Origin of the sequence: Microcoleus sp. PH2017_12_PCY_D_A (assembly GCF_020738565.1) — a bacterium.
Taxonomy (GTDB): domain Bacteria; phylum Cyanobacteriota; class Cyanobacteriia; order Cyanobacteriales; family Microcoleaceae; genus Microcoleus.
The window spans coordinates 50,347-68,628 of the sequence record NZ_JAEQCI010000039.1 but is presented as its reverse complement, the minus strand read 5'-3'; the positions used below and the strand labels follow the sequence as shown (position 1 = coordinate 68,628).

Here is an 18,282-nt window from a genome sequence, read left to right as displayed (position 1 = left end):
TGCGGACTAAAGTCCTCACTACAAACCTTTTTTCAATATTGTAGTGAGGAGTAAAATCCTTCATGGATGCGGACTAAAGTCCTCACTACAAACCTTTTTCAATCTTAGGGGAAATCTCGCTCTTACAAAAATCCACGAAAGCATTAATATCTGCTTCTTTAGTATTAAAAGCTGTTACCAGTCTGACGGTAGAGTTCTCCCACCGATAAAACTGAAAACCCTGACTAAAAGCTGCTGCAATCACTGATTCGGGAAGCTGCATAAAAATCTCGTTAGCTTCGACGGGATGGCAAAAATTGACTCCCTCAACTCCTGCCAAACCTTGCGCTAATTTAGCAGCCATCTTATTGGCGTGAGTCGCATTTATTAGCCACAAATCATCTGTTATATATGCTTCCAACTGCGCCGACAAAAATCGCATTTTTGAGAAGAGATGCCCGCTGCGCTTGCGGTAAAATGGGAAAGTCTTTGCTAATTCTTGATTGAAAAATACCACAGCTTCCGCAGCCATCGCGCCGTTTTTTGTGGCTCCAAATGAGAGGATATCGACACCGGCGCGCCAAGTGATATCCGCAGGCGTACAGCCCAAACTAGCAACAGCATTGGCAAAGCGGGCTCCATCCATGTGCAGGTGCAAATTGTGGCTGCGAGCAACCTCCGAAATGTGCGCTATTTCCGCTGGATTGTAGACTGTGCCGGCTTCTGTGGCTTGTGTGATGCTGACGGCGGCGGGCTGTACGTGGTGGACGATTCCTGCACCAGCGCGATCGACTATTTCACCTAAAGTCTCTGCCTTTATCTTACCATGATTTCCTGTTAGTGTCACCAACTTTGCACCGCCAGTAAAAAACTCCGGCGCGCCGCATTCATCCAGATTAATATGAGATTGGGCGTGACAGTAAACAGCGCCGTAGGTCGGAGTCATAACCGCCAGGGCCAGAGAATTAGCAGCCGAACCCGTTGCTACAGGAAAAACCGTCACCGATGTCTCGAACAAATCCGAGAATTTCACTTGCAAACGCTCAGTGTATTCATCATCTCCATAGGACATAACTGCACCGCAATTAGCCGCTGCAATCGCTGCCATAATTTCCGGCGAAACCCCCGTTGCATTGTCGCTACAAAAATTCATTTGAATAATTGGTAAACAGAATCTATAATATAACTCAACAGTCAAAACTAAACTGTCAAGCATTAAACCAAGAGGAACTATGGCAGAGTACCGCCAAATAGAATACCGCATCGGCAAAGACGGCAAAATTACCGAAACCGTCCTCAACGCCACTGGTTCGAGTTGCACCGAAACCACCGCCGGAATTGAAAAAGCCCTAGGTAAAGTAGAATCTCAAGACTTGCTGCCAGAATACTATGAAGGCGAAGAAAATTTGACCGCCGAACAAACTCAGACTTTAAAACAAGTTTAGAAAATTTAACAATGTTCTATCTCCTCGGCGTAACAGTTGATGCAACAACACTGCCTGCCTTCAGTATCGCGCTAGCTGTCGGGGGCATTTTTCTAATTTTAGTCTACCTTTATGCTGCATCCGAGGCCGGAGATGCGATCGAGTTTAAGTACGATACAATTCTCCGAGAACGCATGAATCAGCTAGATATCGTCGATTGGCAAGATTTAGGCGAACAAGCAGGCTTAAGTCGCTTCGGGGTGCGCTTAGTGCGGCAGGGAGACGTGGGAAAACTCACAGTAGACCAACTGCGGCGGCTGGCAACTGTGCTAAATTTGAATTTCCAAGAATTCGATCGCACTTTAAGCGCGCTGCCCGTATCGGCTACAATCACAACTAATCCCAGCGAAATCGAAGAATTGAGACAGCAGTGTTTCCGGCTGCGGGAAGAATTGCAGCAGCAAAAAACTCAACTAACTGCCGATTTTCGCCGCGCCACCTTTGAACAGTTGCAAACTTTGTTAACCAACTATCCCGCCGCCCGCAAAATGGCAGAAGCCAAGCCGGATATGCCAGCCAAAAATCTCTCGGCTTTGTTTACGCCCCTAGAAAATCTCTTGTCAAGTTGGGATTTTGAAACAATTGGTTCAGCTTGGGAACAAGTTGCTTACAATCCGCAGTTGCACCAGCCGGATGTTGAGGATATAACAGAAGGAGATTTAGTTTACGTGAGATTTGTGGGCTATCGAGATGGAGAGCAAATTCTGGCTCCTGCTAAAGTTAGTCGCAGCCTCCCACCGGGAATAAAAAATTAAATTAAAAATCTAAAATAGACATGACTACAGTTGCAATAGACTTCGGTACCAGCAACACGGTTGTTTGCATTCTCAACCCGGATACGCAAACACCGGAAACTTTGAGATTGGGCGAAATGTCCCGGATTTTCAAAATCAAAAAATCGAGCGGAAATGCCCGAGAAATACCTGTAGTGCCGACTTTAGTGTTTGTGAAAAATATGGGAGAGTTAGTATTGGGAGAAAAAGTGCGATCGCAGCGTTTAGGACAGTCCCAGCCAGACCGTTTCTTCAAAGCTTTTAAACGCGACTTAGCAGCCGATTATCAGCCCCCAGCCAGAAATATCGACGGCGAAAAGTACACGCCAGAATCAGTGGCAGAACAGTTTATCCGAACAATCTGGAAACAATTATATCAGCAAAATATACAACCAGACAAAGTAATTTTTACAGTTCCAGTCGGAGCATTTGAGCGATATCTAGATTGGTTTCGCGACTTGGCGGAATCTCTGGGAGTTGAGGAAGTTCAGCTAATCGATGAATCCACCGCAGCCGCCCTGGGATATGCCGTACAACGCCCCGGTTCTCTAGTTTTAGTAGTCGATTTTGGCGGCGGAACTTTAGATTTAAGCTTGGTTCGCACTGCGCCTCCTTCCTCAGTCAAAAATAGCCAATCTCACAGCCACAATTTAATGCGTGCCGAAGTGTTAGCAAAATCCGATGCTTATGTCGGTGGCGAAGATATTGACATATGGATTGTTGAAGATTATTTGCGGCAAATTGGTTCGTCGCGGGCCGAAGTCGGCGGGGTTGGCTGGCAAAATTTATTAGAAATAGCAGAAAAGTTAAAGATTCAAGTTTCTCAAGTTAATGAGGCGAAGGAAAGTTGGTTTGATGATGAAAATTTTATGTCTTACGATTTGCAGTTAAACCGAGATCAGCTTGAGGAAATTCTGGAATCCCGGCAGTTGTTGGAACAGTTGCGGGAAGCTTTAGATGAAGTGCTGAGTATTGCGCTGGGAAAAGGTATCGGGAAAGCAGATATCGAACAGGTTTTGCTGGTAGGAGGAACTTCTCTAATTCCGGCTGTGTCTAATTTAGTTGTTTCGTACTTCGGGCGGCAAAAAGTTAAAACAGACAAGCCTTTTGAAGCTGTGGCGCACGGTGCTTTAGCCCTGACACAATTGGCGAGTGTGGACGATTATTTGCGCCACAGCTATGCAATTCGCCTCTGGGAACCTTATGCTAAAGCTTATGCTTATTCGCCGATTTTTAGCAAGGAAATGAAGTATCCTTGTGAAAGTTCTGATGAGTTGACGCTGCAAGTGGCCATTGAAGGACAAAGGGAAATTCGGTTGGATATTGGGGAAGTTGCGGAGGTGTCGCAAGCGGAGGTTAGTTTTAACGAAAAAGGTCAAATGACGAGCAGTTTGCTCAACAAACACAGCGATTTTCGCTCTCTGGAAAGCCACCACCAGGAGGTTTGTGTGGCGCATTTGAATCCGCCTGGGGTGTTGGGGATCGATCGGGTTTCGGTGAGTTTTGAGGTGGATCAGAGGCGGGTTTTGTTGGCTACGGTGCGGGATTTGGTGACTGGTAAGGTGTTGGTGGAGAAAGGGGCGATCGCCAAACTGCAATAATGATACAATTTTTAGATAAAATTCGGATCTTGAAATCGCTTCTTGTCAAACAAAGTCCCTCTATAAGAGACTGAAGAATATCGATTTAAATCAAATTTATGCCGCCATGAAGAAGCAACAAAATAAATTCAGCCACCTCACAGCAATCGAAAGAATTTACTTGTCATTTCCGGCAAAATTTTTATTAGAGCAAAACTTGTTGCAAGGTAAAGTTTTAGATTTTGGGTGCGGCTTCGGGAGTGATGTTAAATTGTTGCAGCAAAAAGGCTTTGATATTGCAGGTTACGACTCTTATTATTTTCCTGAATTCCCCCAAAATAAATTTGATACTATAATTTGCTTTTATGTTTTAAATGTTTTATTTCCCGAAGAACAAGCGAATGTGCTGATGGAAGTGTCGAACCTCTTGAAACCGGGAGGTAAAGCATATTTTGCCGTGAGAAGGGATATCAAAAAAGAAGGTTTTCGAGAACATTACGTACACAAAAAACCTACCTATCAGTGCATTGTCAAACTTCCGTTTAAGTCGTCTCTCTTAAATGAGTCTTGCGAAATTTACGAATACGTGCATTACAATCATCAAAGAAATTCAACTAATAACTGCATATTCTGCAATCCGTACAGAAATCTAACTTTGCTAACTGAATCAGCCACAGCCTACGCGATGTTTGACGGTTATCCCGCCAGCAAAGGTCATGTTTTAATTATCCCGAAGCGTCACGTTGCCAATTATTTTGAACTGCCGTTTAGGGAACAATCGGCTTGCTGGTTTATGGCGAATAAGGTGCAAGAGATGTTAAATAAAGAGTTTCAGCCTGACGGTTTTAATGTGGGTATCAATATTAATAAAGATGCGGGTCAAAGTCGCAGTCACGCGGCTATTCATGTTATCCCCCGCTACAAGGGCGATGCGGCTGGGCATAAAGGCGGAATTAGATGTGTTATTCCTCAAGTTAGAAAGAAAAGTTAGGAATTTGTGAAAGGATTTTTTTTACCGCAGAGGCGCAGAGAACGCAGAGAGAAATTGATAATTATTGTAAGGATTGTTATACAGGAATTACTCGCTGCGACTAAAGAAACCGGGTTTTTTATTAATTCTCGGGCTGCGACGAAGGATTTTTGTGCAAAAACCCGGTTTCTCGATACCCGTGGGTAATTTTTGTAAGGATTTTTATATTTGAGCAAAGGGCGAGCAAAATAGAGTTAAAATGTGTTTGCCAAGTCTCAAACGACACATTAGCAGTAATTTGGTGTTCTGTTTATGTCTAAGCGCAAAAAGCAAGAATGGCTCAAGGAAACTCTGGAGCTCAAAGAAGACCATAATTGGAAATCTCAGCCTGGAACTCGCATCTTTGTCGCAGGAAGAGGTGCAGTCCGCTTTGATGTCCCGCAAGATTGGCATTTTGAACCGGATACTAAGTCGTTCCGGTTTACGGATAAAAAGCCGCCGGATGATGATTGTTGTTTGGAGGTTTCGTTTAATTTGTTACCTCCTGGTAATTGGGGAGAATTTCCGCTGGTGCCGCTATTGCAGAAGATAGTTGAAGATGATACCAGAAATCCGATCGATCCTGGGGATATTATCCAATTGAAGCGGCAAACTGCTCGGGTTGTTTGGACTGAATTTAAGTTTATCGACCCTCCGGAACAGCGGGAAGCTTATTCGCGAATCTGTATCGGATTGGGTTCTAATGTTCAGTGTTTGATTACTTTTGACTATTGGGTTGATGATGCTAAACGTTTGACTCCTGTCTGGGATACGGTGATGGACTCGCTGGTTTTGGGTTTGTTTATTAGTGACCCTCGAACGGGTTTTGCATGTCCTGATTAGATATATGCAGGGTTGGAAGCTTCGGGTTTTGTGGGTCTAAATCCCCGATCTTTTGAATAAGTCGGGGATCTAATTTGCTATGGGTACGGGCGAGCGCTCTGCTGCGGGGATAATTGGCGAGCGCACTTTTTGCTAGATTTGAGTCGCTCGGCCAATCGTGTAAATGCTATAATTATTAACAAGTTGTGCTTAGGGAGACTACGGAAATGCAGCTCGCATCATTTGAACAAAAAATGTGGGAGAGTTCGCCAGCAAAAACTCGCACTAAAATATCCGATAGTGAAATCAACCATAAATACGAGTTAAGAGAGCATAGAATTCTTACTGAAATCAACCGTGAAAAGCTTCCTAGTTTTGTCCAGGCATTAAAGCAGCCTGGTTATATGGAAGTGCGACCATTTTACCAAAGAAGGGCGCGTTGGACCACCAAAATGCAATCCAAACTAATCGAATCATTTCTCGTTAATATTCCAGTTCCATCAATAATTTTATACGAAAAAGAATACTATTCATATGAGGTTATGGATGGTCAACAAAGAATTACTGCGATTCAGGATTTTTATGAAAACAAGCTTTCATTAACAGGGCTTGAACTTTGGCCTGAATTAAATGGACGTACCTACAATCAACTTCCTCAAAAAATTAGAGCAGGTATCGACCGTCGTTCTATCTCATCTACAGTAATTATTGCAGAATCAACCTCCGATCCTGAAGAGGCTCTATTCTTAAAACAAAAAACCTTCGAGCGCCTTAACACTGGAGGCGTAGATTTAAGTCAACAGGAAGTGCGAAACTGTTTGTATTATGGAAAGTTCAATGAACTGTTGCTAAAATTATCGCGCCATCCCATATTTGCAGAAGCTTGGGGAATTCCGACACAGGATGACAGCCCCGAATTGGAGAAAAATACCCTTTATAAAAAAATGGAAGATGCTGAGTTAGTTCTGCGTTTTTTTGCTCTCATAAACGTTGATAATTACCAAGGGGGAATGGAAGGATTTTTAGATTTGTACATGATGAGAAGTTTAAATTTTGATGAGGAAGATATCAATTACTTGGAATCTATTTTTCTCAAAACTATCACAATAGCTCACCTAATTTACGGAGAGCATTTATTCAAACCATTTGACCAGAAAACTCAAACTTGGTCAAACAAGACTTATAAAGCATATTATGATGCAATTATGGTGTGTTTAAGTAGGTACTTGCAATATGAAAAAAGATTAATTGCTCTAAAAGACCGAATTATTGAAGAGACAAAGAACATCTTTAAAAAACCTGAATCTCGTCTTCTCACAGGAGGTGGAAAAACCAAGGCAGAGATTCAGGAGCGAATCGGGATATTTGACGAAATGCTTTCGCAAGTTATCGGAGAGTAACTTGCGATGTTTGACGAGCTTCTCAAGACAGTCAGCCTCAAAATTTCCACTGTCCGTTCGATGATAAAGACTAACGATAGACTTAGAAAAATCGTATTTCAAGACAGTTCAGATATAAAACAGTTGAAAGAACATCCTGAATTTGCCGCATTAATAGAAGTAATCTGTAGCAAACGAGAATGGCAAATTTACGAGCGCTGTGCCGTAGTAACTAGATTGTATGCTATTTACGAGCGCTTTGTTGAGGATTTAATTTCGGATTGGCTGCAACTTATGCCCGATTTGGTTCCGCGTTATTCAGATTTAGGAGAAAAAATCCAAAATACCCATCGAGAGGGTATAGGGCGTTTATTGATTGACATCAAAAAGAATAGGTTTCAACATCTTTCAGTTGAGAAAGTAGTTCAAGGATTATCCTGCGGCATTACTAACACTGGAAAATACGAGCTACTTCCAGATGCTTTTCTATTGCACGAGCAAAATTTACGCAAGGAAGTCCTAGAAACAGTCTTGAGAAATGCTGGAATTGATGAGGCATGGAAATGGGTAATTAACCACAAAGAAATTAAATACTTTGTCGAGGAAATTCGTAGTAGTCAAAACACGGCAGAAGGAGAACTCAAACAATTGGTTGACTATCGAAATAAAGCAGCACACGGCTTTGTAAACGAGATACTGGGAATTCAAGAACTGTTGGACTTAGCTGATTTTGTTGAGGCTTTATGTAAGTCACTTGCTGATTTAGTTACCTACAATATAATTTTACGCCAGATCGAGGGCTGGTAAGGGAGATTGGAAACATTACTGAGTGGTTCAAAAAGCCACAAGCAGGGGTAGCGAAAGTTAAGGAAGTTACATTAACTGTAGGAGAAAGTGTTTTTCTTGTTTTAGTTAATAAGGAATTGTCGTACTGCTACTCTGCTAAAATTGAGAGCATTCAGCTTAACGATCTGTCTCAAAATCGCGTAGAAATAACTTCGGAAACAGAATTAGGCTTAAAGTTCGATCGCGATGCCAGAGTTGGTTTGATTATTTATGTAACGACATCCGATCGCGCTGACTGAATATTTCGTAGCTGCGAAGCCCGATCGCCATTCCCGCAAAATACTAACACAAATACCATACAATTATCCCACCATCCGGCATCTACCAACCTGCTAACGCCATGCTTTGCGATTACCTAGTCCAAATCCTCACCGCCCGCGTCTACGATGTAGCCCAAGAATCCCCCCTAGAATGCGCCCCCAATCTATCAACGCGGCTCAGCAATAAACTGCTGCTGAAGCGAGAAGATATGCAGTCTGTCTTTTCCTTCAAACTGCGGGGCGCGTACAACAAAATGGCCCAACTGTCGCCGGATTTGCTAGCACAAGGTGTCATCGCAGCTTCCGCCGGCAACCACGCCCAAGGAGTCGCCCTCGCTGCGGGCCACCTGGGAACTCGCGCGATTATTGTCATGCCCGTAACTACGCCGCAGGTGAAGGTTAATGCGGTGATAGCGCGCGGTGGAGAGGTGGTTTTGCACGGGGATACCTACGATGATGCTTGCGCCTTTGCGCGCCAATTAGAGGCAGAAAAAGGGTTGACTTTCATTCACCCTTTTGACGATCCCCACGTAATCGCGGGACAGGGTACGATCGGCATGGAAATTCTGCGGCAACATCAAAAACCGATTCACGCGATTTTTGTGGCCATTGGCGGCGGCGGATTGATTTCGGGAATTGCAGCTTATATCAAGCGGTTGCGCCCGGAAATTAAGATTATCGGCGTTGAACCTGTGGATTCCGATGCGATGAATCAATCGCTGAAAGCGGGTAAACGGGTGCGTTTGTCGCAGGTGGGTTTATTTGCTGACGGCGTTGCGGTGCGGGAAGTTGGGGAGGAAACTTTTCGCCTGTGTCAAGAGTATGTGGATGAGATTATTTTGGTGGATACGGATGATGTTTGTGCGGCGATTAAGGATGTTTTTGAGGATACGCGATCGATCTTAGAACCTGCCGGCGCATTGGCGATCGCAGGTGCGAAAGCTTACGTCGAACGGGAACAAGTCGCAGGAGAAACATTAATTGCGGTTGCTTGCGGCGCGAACATGAATTTCGATCGCCTGCGTTTTGTAGCAGAAAGGGCAGAGTTTGGCGAACGTCGGGAAGCGATTTTTGCAGTCACAATTCCCGAACAGCCGGGAAGTCTCCGCAGGTTTTGCGAATGTCTGGGGAAGCGCAATTTAACTGAATTCAGCTATCGAATTGCGGATGAAAAAGCGGCACATATTTTTATTGGCGTGCAAATTCAAAACCGCGCTGATGCGGTGAAAATAGCGGCAAGTTTTGAAGATTGCGGCTTTAAGACTCTCGATTTAACTGATGATGAATTAACGAAATTGCACTTGCGGCACATGGTGGGCGGCCGTTCTCTGCTGGCAAATCACGAACTGTTTTATCGGTTTGAATTTCCCGAACGTCCTGGTGCGTTGATGAAGTTTGTGGGTTCGATGAGTCCTAACTGGAATATCAGCGTTTTTCACTATCGGAATAACGGGGCTGATTACGGGCGAATTGTGGTGGGGATTCAAGTACCGCCGGATGAGATGCAGGAATGGCAGGCTTTTTTGGATACTCTGGGCTATCAGTATGGGGATGAGAGTCAGAATCCGGCGTATAAGTTGTTTTTGGGGTAGGTTTTGAGGTGGGTTTTGGGGTGGGGTTTTGGGAAAGGGCGATCGAATTTAAGGTGTGACAAAGCTAAATTAAACTATTGCCACTCGTCATAAAGGGAAAACTGGCAGAAAAACGATAAAATTGTGGCAGAGTGGCAATGACACCGAATCCAAAGCGATGACAACAGCACTTCCAACATCTCTCACCCTCGAAGCTTTCCTCAAACTGCCGGAAACTCAACCTGCGAGTGAATTTATTAACGGACGCATTCATCAAAAGCTTATGCCCCAAGGCAAACATTCTCGCTTGCAACTCAAGTTTTGTAACGCTGTAAATCAGGTTGCGGAAACGGCACAAATTGCCCTTGCTTTTCCAGAATTGCGCTGTACTTTTGGCGGGCGTTCTCTTGTGCCGGATGTTACAGTGTTTGCTTGGGAAAGAATCACTTTTGAAGCGGATGGTGAAGTTCCGAATGCTTTTGAGACTCATCCTGACTGGACAGTGGAAATTTTATCCCCAGATCAGAAAGCAACTAAGGTGATTAGTAATATTTTACACTGTCTGAAATACGGCACTCAGCTTGGATGGTTAATCGATCCAGAGGAGCGGTTTATTTTAGTATTTATTCCTGGACAGGAACCAGTTGAGTTGACGGGACAAAATCGCCTGCCCGTGCCAAATTTTTTAACGTTAGATTTGACTGTGGAGCAGGTTTTTGGGTGGTTGAAAGCAGGTGGATAACTTTGCTCTAAATTCTATCCGATCGCAAATTCCTGATTTCTTCGATGCTGAGTCCGGTTGTTTGACTGATGGTTTCGTCATCTAGGCGATCGAGTAATCGCCGTGCGATCGCCAGTTTTTCTTCTTTTTGAGCTTCTTTTCGAGCTTGTTTCTCAGCATAGATTATAACTCCTTGTTGGTCGTAAATAAACATTTCTTGCCGTTCGATAGCCTCCAGTTCATCAGGATTTAAATTAACTTGATTTGCTATGTCAAAGGCTTGATGAATCTCTGGGACGACATCCATTGTTTCTGGAATTTGTGTCAGCGTGTTAGCATATTTCATGAAATAAATCCATTTATCCACTAGAGTTTCTAACTGTGACAATTCTTTGGTAAATTTCGGAAGTTCGACAAACACTAACTCCATGTTATTGTCGGTATATCTCAGATTAGTCGTTTCTTCTTTATAAACAAATCTAGAAATTAGCCGATCGCTATTTGCAAACATCTCGAAATCAGTCAGTGTCAGTGCAATCACAGGTTTCAGCATTCCGTAGCCTTGTCCTTTCTGTAATTGAGAAACATAGGTTTTTGCAGCGTTGTACAAAACTCTCTTTCCGAAAAACTCTACATTTAATACCTGCATTTCAATAATGACTATAGTACCGTCGGTGAGTCGGGCTTTCACATCTAAGTAAGTATCTTTTAACCCTGTGATTTTTGGGGGTAAGTTGGGATTAATAATTTCTAAGTCTTCTATGGTAGGATTGCCATCGTAAATCATGGCGTTGAGGAAGCTGATGAGTATGCCTTTGTTATCTGAAGAACCGAAGATTTTTTTGAAGGCGTAGTCGGTTTTGGGGTTAATGAAGGTCATATTTTAAATCCTGTGCTGTAAAGGCTAAAATTTAAGCGATTTCTTGACGTACCAGCTCAGCTAGACTATCCCACTGAGCATCTGTTGTAGCTTCAAACTGAGCTTTCCATGCTCGTTCATCTTCTAATTCGGCGAGCAGGCGAGCGGCGATCGCATCTTGCTCGTCTGCTGATAAAGTTTTCAATTGGGCGATCGCGCGATCGAGCAATTCAGTCATAATCGCCGTTTTATATAAGAGATACCGCTAATTATAGCTTGCCCAGTTGTCAGGTTTTGGTGTTTCGCGCGATCGCACTTAATTTTGTTCGTAAGGGCGATCGCCCAAAACGATCGCTCTTACGAATTACAATGGGTAAAGAAGTCTAGCAAGGAAAATGCCAGATTATGACAATCCGGGAAGAAGTAATCCGCGAGATTGAGCAAGCCTCAGATGATGTACTTGAGGTGCTATTGAGTTTTTTGCGTCAGAGGCGCTTGTCGAACTTGGAGGGTTTTTTGGCGATCGACTCTGCTGAGATTTCCAGTGCTGAATTGACAGCGCAAAAGCATTATCCTCTGCGCGGGATGCCGTTGGTAATTGCCGAGGATTTTGATGCGCCGATGCAAGTTACCCAACTAATCGAGGGGATTGTCACGATTAGGGAAGATGGAAATGTAGGTTTGAGGGACTTATTGGGTGGTTTAGAAGCCGAGAGAGAAGCGATTTGGCAGGAAAAACAGTCTGGATAACTCAAGGTAATGCGATCGGGATGAGCGACAAAGGGAAAGGGCGATCGCACTTAGTTTTGTTCGTAAGGGCGATCGATCTTCGCATACCGGTAACTATTCTGGTTTCATCCAACCTTTGAAGATCGCTTTCGTAACATTGACATAGGGATTGGCTAAAAACTCTTCGATCGCAGTTTCACCGCCAGCCTGCAATGCAGCAATCAAGCGACGTTTGAAACTAGGAGTTGTTTCATCATGAATGTACTTAATCTTTTCGGCCTCAGTAGGATTTGGATTAATTCTTGCTAACTGTTCGAGCAGTTGTTGAATTTCTTTTGCTGAAGCAGCAAGAGTTTGTTTTTGTTCTGATTGTTGGTCAAAAGTGGTGTTGTCAGATCTACTGACCTGATTAGCATTGTAAACGCTTCCACTACTCTGGGCACCATAAACACTTCCACCGACATTTATTGATTTATAATTCTCAGGCATAGTTTAAACGACTCCTTTATTGCAAATAAATTTACTTTTTCTTAGGCTTTTTCTTGGGAGGGTAGATATCATTAATTTCAGCTTCTGACAACCACCGATTTGGCTTGTGATTTTCATTCAATGGTATCCAAATTGATTCTGTAGAATTACGAGTGACATGATCGTTGAATTTCACAAAATCTTCATCTTCAATCGTAAAAAAACTTTCGTATTCTGTGCTGTAGCATTTACTATCGTTCGTCCATTCATAAATCCTCAATTTATACTTGCCAGATTTAACCTCAAATTGCCTTCCCCCTAGTTCAATCATCCAATCAAATTGAATTACTTTACTTACGGAAGAAAGTCCTTTTACAGGAATTGGTTGAGCTAAACTATCATTTTCAAAATTTCCACTTATTCCAATTTTAACAAAAGCAGTCCATATCATATCGTAAAAATTATCATGGCCATCTTTGACAACAACTAAGCGAATACGCTCAATTGTTCCGCCTTGTGGACTCCAATTGTAGAAGGTGATCGGTAGATTAAATTGTACTCCTGTAAGAGTCGTACAACTCGTTATAGCATCAATTTTAAAAATGGGAAAAAGTATAATATCTTTTCCAAAACACAACTTAATATTTTGTTTTTTTAGAAGAGATTTATAAGCAACAACACCAGATACACCTAAGCTAAATAAAGAAACTAATGTTGCGAACCAATCAGTTTCTTTTTTTACAGCGCTGGTATCGTTTAGTGTTAAAATATTCTGTGATGGAGTAGATAATGAAGTCGGCGTTTGTTTATTTGAAGCATTAGAACCTTGTTTGATACTACCTGAAGCAGGTGTATTTGTATATGGCTGAGCCAAAGATTTAATTGAAGTAGCTAATAATGAAATAGTACATATTGCTAATAGCATTTTATTTCCCCTCATGCCATCATATCCATATTATTTGTGCAATTTGCGAGATTTGAATAGAGTTTAATACACACAAAAATCGTCAATTTTAATTGGTTGCAATTGAACGAATAATTGTTATTTACTGTGTATACCTACTATAAACCGATCGCACAAAAATTAAAAGCGGAAAAAGACGGATTTTTCTTAAATTATTGTAAACTACGGAAAAAGACGGATCGAGACGGATTAAGTCGGCTATAATAACCAATGTCCTCCCACATCCCGGATGATGCGCCTCCAAGAAATACTTCAATTTATAGATGATGCTGTCTACGCCAAGACACGCAAACGCTTAAATGACTTGCAACGCGGAATTATCGAAGGCACGCTGAAACGTCAAAAGTATGATGACATTGCAGAGAATTGTGGTTGTTCAGCGGGTCATGCTAAGGATGTCGGTTACGAGCTTTTGCAAATGTTATCTGATATTTTTGATGAAGAAGTTGATAAAAAAAACCTTAAATCCGTCGTAGAACGGCAAGGCGATCTAAATATTTATTTGGGCGCTCGAAGTTTTAATACTAATAATAGTAATCATATAATCGGCTGTGTAAACATGGGTTCCGAACAAACCACTCCTAACCTAAATCAAAGTCAGCCGGAAACTCCCGACTCGCAGGAGGAAAATAAAAATCAAACTAAGATTGAAACAATAGATAAATTACGGCAGTTTGGCTTGAGCGACGAGCAAATTGCCGAAGCCCTAGATATACCTTTAGAGCAGGTTAAGCAGGTGGACTTGCAGGAGTAAATCTGTGCTATTTTATATCTCAATGTCATGGTTCTTGTTCCTCAAATAGGGATAGTAGATCTCGGCGACCGCTAACTACACGAAGAATCTCAATCCCATCCTCTAAAAGTCGGTAGAAGATGATGTAGCCATCCAAAGGCAGACCTCGCAAGTTGGGACGTATTTCTATATAACTCCTGCCTAAATTAGGAAAGTTGACTAATTGTTGGCAGCGACGCGAAAAATCTTGGAAAAAGCGCTCACCTGCTTCGATGTTGTTGGTAGTGAAATAATAATCAGTAATTTCGTTGAGGTCTTGGGTGGCAAGAACGTTGATGAGATAGCGTTTCATTGTTGAGTCTCGCGCGCTTGCCGGAAACGATCGCAAATCCCTACAATAAATGTTTCGCCATCAATCGGTGGAGTATGTTCGGACATGGCAACCGCAGCATCTATCTTAACTCGTACAGCATCGAGCCATTCGCGATCGGCGCGATCGTATTCATCTAACAATCGCAAAGCAACTTCGAGAACTTCTTCGGCAGAGCCATATTTACCAGTTTGCAGTTTAGTCTGAATGAATATTTCTTGGGTTTTCGTCAGCGTAATGCTCATAGTATTGATTTACCCGTTTGTTTTAATTATATCGCATCGATCGATATTTGAAACTGGCGATCGGCAAAATTAGCATACCAAATTATTTCAAACCGATACTGGGCGACTTCTCAGCGGGACAAGAATTTCGTGTAAAATACTAGGCTTTGCACTCAGATACACTTCACGACAGTTACCCTCATTATATCCCACAACAATTGCCCCGATCGCACTACCGATTTCAGGATACATCTCTTCACTCATTTCTCCCTCATCCAAAAAGTCGGGAATTTTAATCAAACCTTTGACCGCATTTTCACCAAGATCGACAAACACTCCAAAAGGAGCATGATATTCAACTTTCCCCAGCACAAACTGCCACAATTTATACTTTTGCTTGGTTTGCTCCCAGTTTTGACTATCCATAATATTCACTCTCGTTTTAGGACTCGTGGAAATTGATTGAGTATGGCAAACAAGCCTTGAGGCACAACTATCTCAATTCGCTCGTAACCGTCTTTCTCATCATAGCGATATTCCAGCGACTTGAAATACTGCTCGTAACTTGACTTATCTATGGAAACCTCCAGTATCCCTTCTTTGTAGCTGAGATTATACTCTTCGGCAATACTGCGATCGTTGGGTCCAGCAAAATAGCAATTTCCATCCAAGTAAGGAGGATTATAGGGAAAATCTAGGGGTTGAAATCCCTCTTGCAATAATTTCTGACCTTTGCCTCTTTGAGGTGATTTGTAAATTGTAATGATTTGGGAGGCTTGTGAGAAACTGGATTGCATTTCAATGCCTAGTAATACTCATGTTCGTTCTTTACCCGTTTGCTCTTATTCTATCCCATTCATCAATTTTCGCGATTAATCCGAATCAAATCAGTCAAAATATTATCCAAACTCCCATTAACTTGAATCCGATCGATCTTCTCAGCAATCCGTTCCAAAACCTCCAACTCCTTCAAACGCAAAGCAACCGGATTATCCTCCATCACCTTCGCCGTATTCAACATACTCCGAGTCGCCGCCGTTTCTTCCCGGCGTCTGACAACATTCGCTTGAGCAGATTTTTCCGCCTCCACAACCTTGCTCAAAATCGTCTTGATCTCGCCCGGTAAGATGATATCTTTCACCCCTACAGAATCGACCTCAATGCCATATTCTGCGGTTTTGGCGCGGATGTATTCAGAAATAGTGCGATCGATCGCACCTTTAGCCTCTAACAGCGAATCCAAAGTCTGTTCGCCCACCGCACCGCGCAAAGCAAACTGCAACTCCTTATACAGAAATCCCGTAATATCCGACAAACCGTTTTTGGCACGCAGCGGATCTTGGATGCGATAACCAGCAGTCAAATTCAAGCGCAAAGGCACTTTATCCTTCGACAGAATATCTTGACCGGATACTTCGATATTTTGCAGGCGCAAATCAATTGCTTCCGTTTGAAAAGAGCGTCCAAACTTCCACCAAGCGTGAGTTCCCGGTTGCAGTTGCGATTGAAACTCTTGGTTGATATACAACAGTCCGACGTGCTGTGGGGGAACTTCGCAGATATGCAAATAGCTTTTATTGAGCAACTGAACTTCTGCCGAACCTGCAACTAATTCAGCTATTAAATTAGATGGTAATTTGGCATCAGTGCTGATGTCGATAACTTCAACTTCTACACCCTGCCAAAAGAGATTGCGACTTGTGGGTGGCAAAATTGCGATCGCCCTTCCTCGATGCCGCACAATTGCCACGGAATTGTTAGCTAATTGCACGACTTCACAGTAAGCCGCAATAAACTCAGGATGCTGTTCAATTAGGGCATCTTCTAGGGGAAAACTAGGATTAGGTACAATCCGGCTGAGATTCTTCACAGTAACGGCTTGATTTACAGACCAAAAAGCATATTCCCCCGGTTCCAGAGGTCGGATAAAGTTACTTTGCACGTACAGCAAGCCAATTTCATACTCGGAAACTTGGAATCTATTCAGTCCATTTAAGACAACCGATCGCACTTTTTTGACAAATTCAGCAGGCAATTCCAAATTTTCGTCTAAGTTAAAAAGATGAGATTCCACCTCAATAAAACCGCGCCAAAAAGCCCGCACTTGATTCGGAAAAATACTAATCCAAGTTTGACCGAGACGAACTAATGCTGTTTGATTGAATCCTGTGCGGACGATCGAAAGATGTTCTTGCAGTTCGGTTGGGTAATTTCTCAACAGCAATTCCAAGTTATCAATCTTAGCTTCTGGTTGATTGAGATCGTAGCTTTTTAATTGCCAATGGTTGCCGAAATAGGTATGCGTACCGGGCTTTAAGATTTTATTGAAATCGCCGCGATGATATAAGATTCCGATTTGGCTGAGTTGGACATGAAAGGTTTGCCACATATAAATTTGAGGGAAATGGAACCAGCGAAAAAGATTTAATACAAACATCTATTCTTGAGTCTGCACAAATAAACTAAAGTTAGTTATAACTTACGTATTGAGACCAAAGAAACCGGGTTTTTACCGAGTCTCCGGGTGAGTGCAAAAAATTTTCGCAAAAAACCCGGTTTCTGACTGCGCGTGCGTCGAATTGACCCAATTTTAATTGCGATTGGGCGCTGTTAATCGACTGTGTAATATATATACTACAAAAATATTTGCGCTCTGTCAAGTGCAAGTGCTTACAGTTCGGATGCGGGCAAAAGCCTCTCCCAGACTGGATTAAGATTGTTGCCACTTTTCCCAAACTACCTTTCGGCAATCTAGAAACAGATAGTAACGCTCAAATATGCCGTGCAGCGAAGCTATCCCGTAGGGAATCGCCCAACGCATCTAGAATTCCCGCAGGAAAACCAAATGTAGCAAAGCAACGGACATACTCGAATCAGGAAGAAAAGCAGTCGCGCAGGCTTCTTTACTGCTAACAAACACTTGCATGACAGAGCTTTAAGATAACGGATTCGCGCCGTCTTGGGATTTATCCCGTGCTATTTTGCAACCTTTCAACAAGGAGCCCATACCCAGGGCTAGGGTGTTTAAAGTACAGGACTCGAACCTGTTACACATCGATCTACAGTCGATTGCTCTATCCATATGAGCTAACTTTTTGGGGTTTGATACAGGACTCGAACCTGCAACCCATCGATTAATAGCCGATCGCTCTTCCAATTGAGCTAATCAAACGATATAGTTACAATTACTTAGCGGTATACGCTTCTACCAGAGGTAGGCGCACCAGTCGGGCGTACAGAACCCGGACTATAGCTTTGTAAATTTGTCACTATCCCACCTTAAGCCTAGCACAAAGAAAATAGTCGTAGGGTGTGGATCCTGCGAAAAATACCTAAAAAATATTGACAATTTAAAAGCGACGCACCCCAAAGGTTCCCTGTGAAAAATCAGAAGATTTATTCCGTTCGTAGTGCGGACTTCAGTCCGCTTTTATTCTGCGGACTGAAGTCCGCACTACGAACAAATTATTACTCGTTCCTGGACACACTAAAACCAAAGAAACCGGGTTTT

At 42.8% G+C, this 18,282-nt stretch carries 23 protein-coding genes and 2 tRNA genes; 13 read left to right on the top strand and 12 right to left on the bottom strand.

Translation table 11 applies throughout. The features are described 5' to 3' along the window. Positions 1–85 precede the first annotated feature (85 nt). Positions 86–1,132 carry a low specificity L-threonine aldolase gene (locus JGK39_RS12160; RefSeq protein ID WP_293252430.1) on the bottom strand — a complete coding sequence of 349 codons (1,047 nt, stop codon included), beginning with the start codon at positions 1,130–1,132 and terminating at the stop codon, positions 86–88. Between the two features lie 79 nt (positions 1,133–1,211). Between JGK39_RS12160 and JGK39_RS12155 the strand changes: the two genes are divergently transcribed. From JGK39_RS12155 to JGK39_RS12110, 10 genes are all read left to right on the top strand, one after another. Further along, a complete protein-coding gene (locus JGK39_RS12155) occupies positions 1,212–1,424 on the top strand; it encodes a DUF2997 domain-containing protein (RefSeq protein WP_293252432.1) in 213 nt (70 codons plus the stop codon). Between the two features lie 11 nt (positions 1,425–1,435). After that, entirely contained in the window at positions 1,436–2,218 is a 783-nt protein-coding gene (locus JGK39_RS12150; RefSeq protein ID WP_293252434.1) for an XRE family transcriptional regulator, read from the top strand. Between the two features lie 20 nt (positions 2,219–2,238). After that, positions 2,239–3,837, top strand: a complete 1,599-nt coding sequence (locus JGK39_RS12145) for an Hsp70 family protein (protein ID WP_293252436.1) — start codon at positions 2,239–2,241, stop codon at positions 3,835–3,837. Between the two features lie 106 nt (positions 3,838–3,943). Beyond that, positions 3,944–4,807, top strand: coding sequence for an HIT domain-containing protein (locus tag JGK39_RS12140; RefSeq protein WP_293252438.1), 864 nt, complete (start codon positions 3,944–3,946; stop codon positions 4,805–4,807). A gap of 291 nt (positions 4,808–5,098) precedes the next feature. Then, complete coding sequence (locus JGK39_RS12135; RefSeq protein ID WP_293252440.1) at positions 5,099–5,668, top strand: hypothetical protein; 570 nt, start codon at positions 5,099–5,101, stop codon at positions 5,666–5,668. A gap of 206 nt (positions 5,669–5,874) precedes the next feature. Next, entirely contained in the window at positions 5,875–7,047 is a 1,173-nt protein-coding gene (locus JGK39_RS12130) for a DUF262 domain-containing protein (protein WP_293296549.1), read from the top strand. 6 nt (positions 7,048–7,053) lie between these two features. Next, positions 7,054–7,833: an MAE_28990/MAE_18760 family HEPN-like nuclease gene (locus JGK39_RS12125; protein ID WP_293252444.1), complete on the top strand. Its 780-nt coding sequence runs from the start codon at positions 7,054–7,056 to the stop codon at positions 7,831–7,833. A 116-nt stretch (positions 7,834–7,949) separates the two neighbouring features. Then, complete coding sequence (locus JGK39_RS12120; RefSeq protein WP_293252446.1) at positions 7,950–8,111, top strand: hypothetical protein; 162 nt, start codon at positions 7,950–7,952, stop codon at positions 8,109–8,111. Between the two features lie 80 nt (positions 8,112–8,191). Next, positions 8,192–9,724, top strand: coding sequence for a threonine ammonia-lyase, biosynthetic (gene ilvA, locus JGK39_RS12115; protein WP_293252590.1), 1,533 nt, complete (start codon positions 8,192–8,194; stop codon positions 9,722–9,724). Positions 9,725–9,881: 157 nt separating this feature from the next. Beyond that, positions 9,882–10,445, top strand: a complete 564-nt coding sequence (locus JGK39_RS12110; protein ID WP_293252448.1) for a Uma2 family endonuclease — start codon at positions 9,882–9,884, stop codon at positions 10,443–10,445. 7 nt (positions 10,446–10,452) lie between these two features. On the opposite strand, the gene JGK39_RS12105 is transcribed toward JGK39_RS12110, so the two are convergent. Then, a complete protein-coding gene (locus JGK39_RS12105) occupies positions 10,453–11,304 on the bottom strand; it encodes an Rpn family recombination-promoting nuclease/putative transposase (protein WP_293252450.1) in 852 nt (283 codons plus the stop codon). Between the two features lie 31 nt (positions 11,305–11,335). Further along, positions 11,336–11,521: a hypothetical protein gene (locus JGK39_RS12100; protein WP_293252452.1), complete on the bottom strand. Its 186-nt coding sequence runs from the start codon at positions 11,519–11,521 to the stop codon at positions 11,336–11,338. Positions 11,522–11,688: 167 nt separating this feature from the next. On the opposite strand from JGK39_RS12100, the gene JGK39_RS12095 reads away from it, so the two are divergent. Continuing rightward, complete coding sequence (locus JGK39_RS12095; RefSeq protein WP_293296551.1) at positions 11,689–12,033, top strand: hypothetical protein; 345 nt, start codon at positions 11,689–11,691, stop codon at positions 12,031–12,033. Next, the gene (locus JGK39_RS12090) at positions 12,009–12,152 is read left to right on the top strand and encodes a hypothetical protein (RefSeq protein WP_293322189.1); all 144 of its coding nucleotides are present in this window, start codon (positions 12,009–12,011) and stop codon (positions 12,150–12,152) included. The genes JGK39_RS12095 and JGK39_RS12090 overlap by 25 nt, the downstream gene beginning before the upstream one ends. Here the strand turns inward: JGK39_RS12090 and JGK39_RS12085 are convergent. After that, on the bottom strand, positions 12,127–12,501 hold the full coding sequence (locus JGK39_RS12085) for a hypothetical protein (protein WP_293296553.1): 375 nt from the start codon (positions 12,499–12,501) through the stop codon (positions 12,127–12,129). The genes JGK39_RS12090 and JGK39_RS12085 overlap by 26 nt on opposite strands. A gap of 31 nt (positions 12,502–12,532) precedes the next feature. Continuing rightward, positions 12,533–13,405, bottom strand: coding sequence for a hypothetical protein (locus JGK39_RS12080; protein WP_293296554.1), 873 nt, complete (start codon positions 13,403–13,405; stop codon positions 12,533–12,535). 268 nt (positions 13,406–13,673) lie between these two features. On the opposite strand from JGK39_RS12080, the gene JGK39_RS12075 reads away from it, so the two are divergent. Further along, complete coding sequence (locus JGK39_RS12075; protein WP_366048872.1) at positions 13,674–14,198, top strand: hypothetical protein; 525 nt, start codon at positions 13,674–13,676, stop codon at positions 14,196–14,198. 25 nt (positions 14,199–14,223) lie between these two features. Here the strand turns inward: JGK39_RS12075 and JGK39_RS12070 are convergent, their stop codons facing one another. The 7 genes from JGK39_RS12070 to JGK39_RS12040 form a co-directional block, all read right to left on the bottom strand. Beyond that, positions 14,224–14,529, bottom strand: coding sequence for a type II toxin-antitoxin system RelE/ParE family toxin (locus JGK39_RS12070; protein ID WP_293296556.1), 306 nt, complete (start codon positions 14,527–14,529; stop codon positions 14,224–14,226). Next, a complete protein-coding gene (locus JGK39_RS12065) occupies positions 14,526–14,792 on the bottom strand; it encodes a type II toxin-antitoxin system ParD family antitoxin (RefSeq protein ID WP_293296558.1) in 267 nt (88 codons plus the stop codon). Before JGK39_RS12065 ends, JGK39_RS12070 begins: the two co-directional genes overlap by 4 nt. An 87-nt stretch (positions 14,793–14,879) precedes the next feature. After that, positions 14,880–15,197 carry an RNA-binding protein gene (locus JGK39_RS12060; protein ID WP_293296560.1) on the bottom strand — a complete coding sequence of 106 codons (318 nt, stop codon included), beginning with the start codon at positions 15,195–15,197 and terminating at the stop codon, positions 14,880–14,882. A 5-nt stretch (positions 15,198–15,202) separates the two neighbouring features. Beyond that, positions 15,203–15,568, bottom strand: coding sequence for a hypothetical protein (locus JGK39_RS12055; RefSeq protein ID WP_293296562.1), 366 nt, complete (start codon positions 15,566–15,568; stop codon positions 15,203–15,205). Between the two features lie 62 nt (positions 15,569–15,630). Further along, the gene (locus tag JGK39_RS12050) at positions 15,631–17,160 is read right to left on the bottom strand and encodes a slipin family protein (protein WP_293296564.1); all 1,530 of its coding nucleotides are present in this window, start codon (positions 17,158–17,160) and stop codon (positions 15,631–15,633) included. 637 nt (positions 17,161–17,797) lie between these two features. Then, positions 17,798–17,868 (bottom strand) — tRNA-Tyr (locus tag JGK39_RS12045). After that, positions 17,868–17,943: transfer RNA gene (locus JGK39_RS12040), tRNA-Asn, on the bottom strand. The genes JGK39_RS12045 and JGK39_RS12040 overlap by 1 nt, the downstream gene beginning before the upstream one ends. Positions 17,944–18,282: the final 339 nt, after the last annotated feature.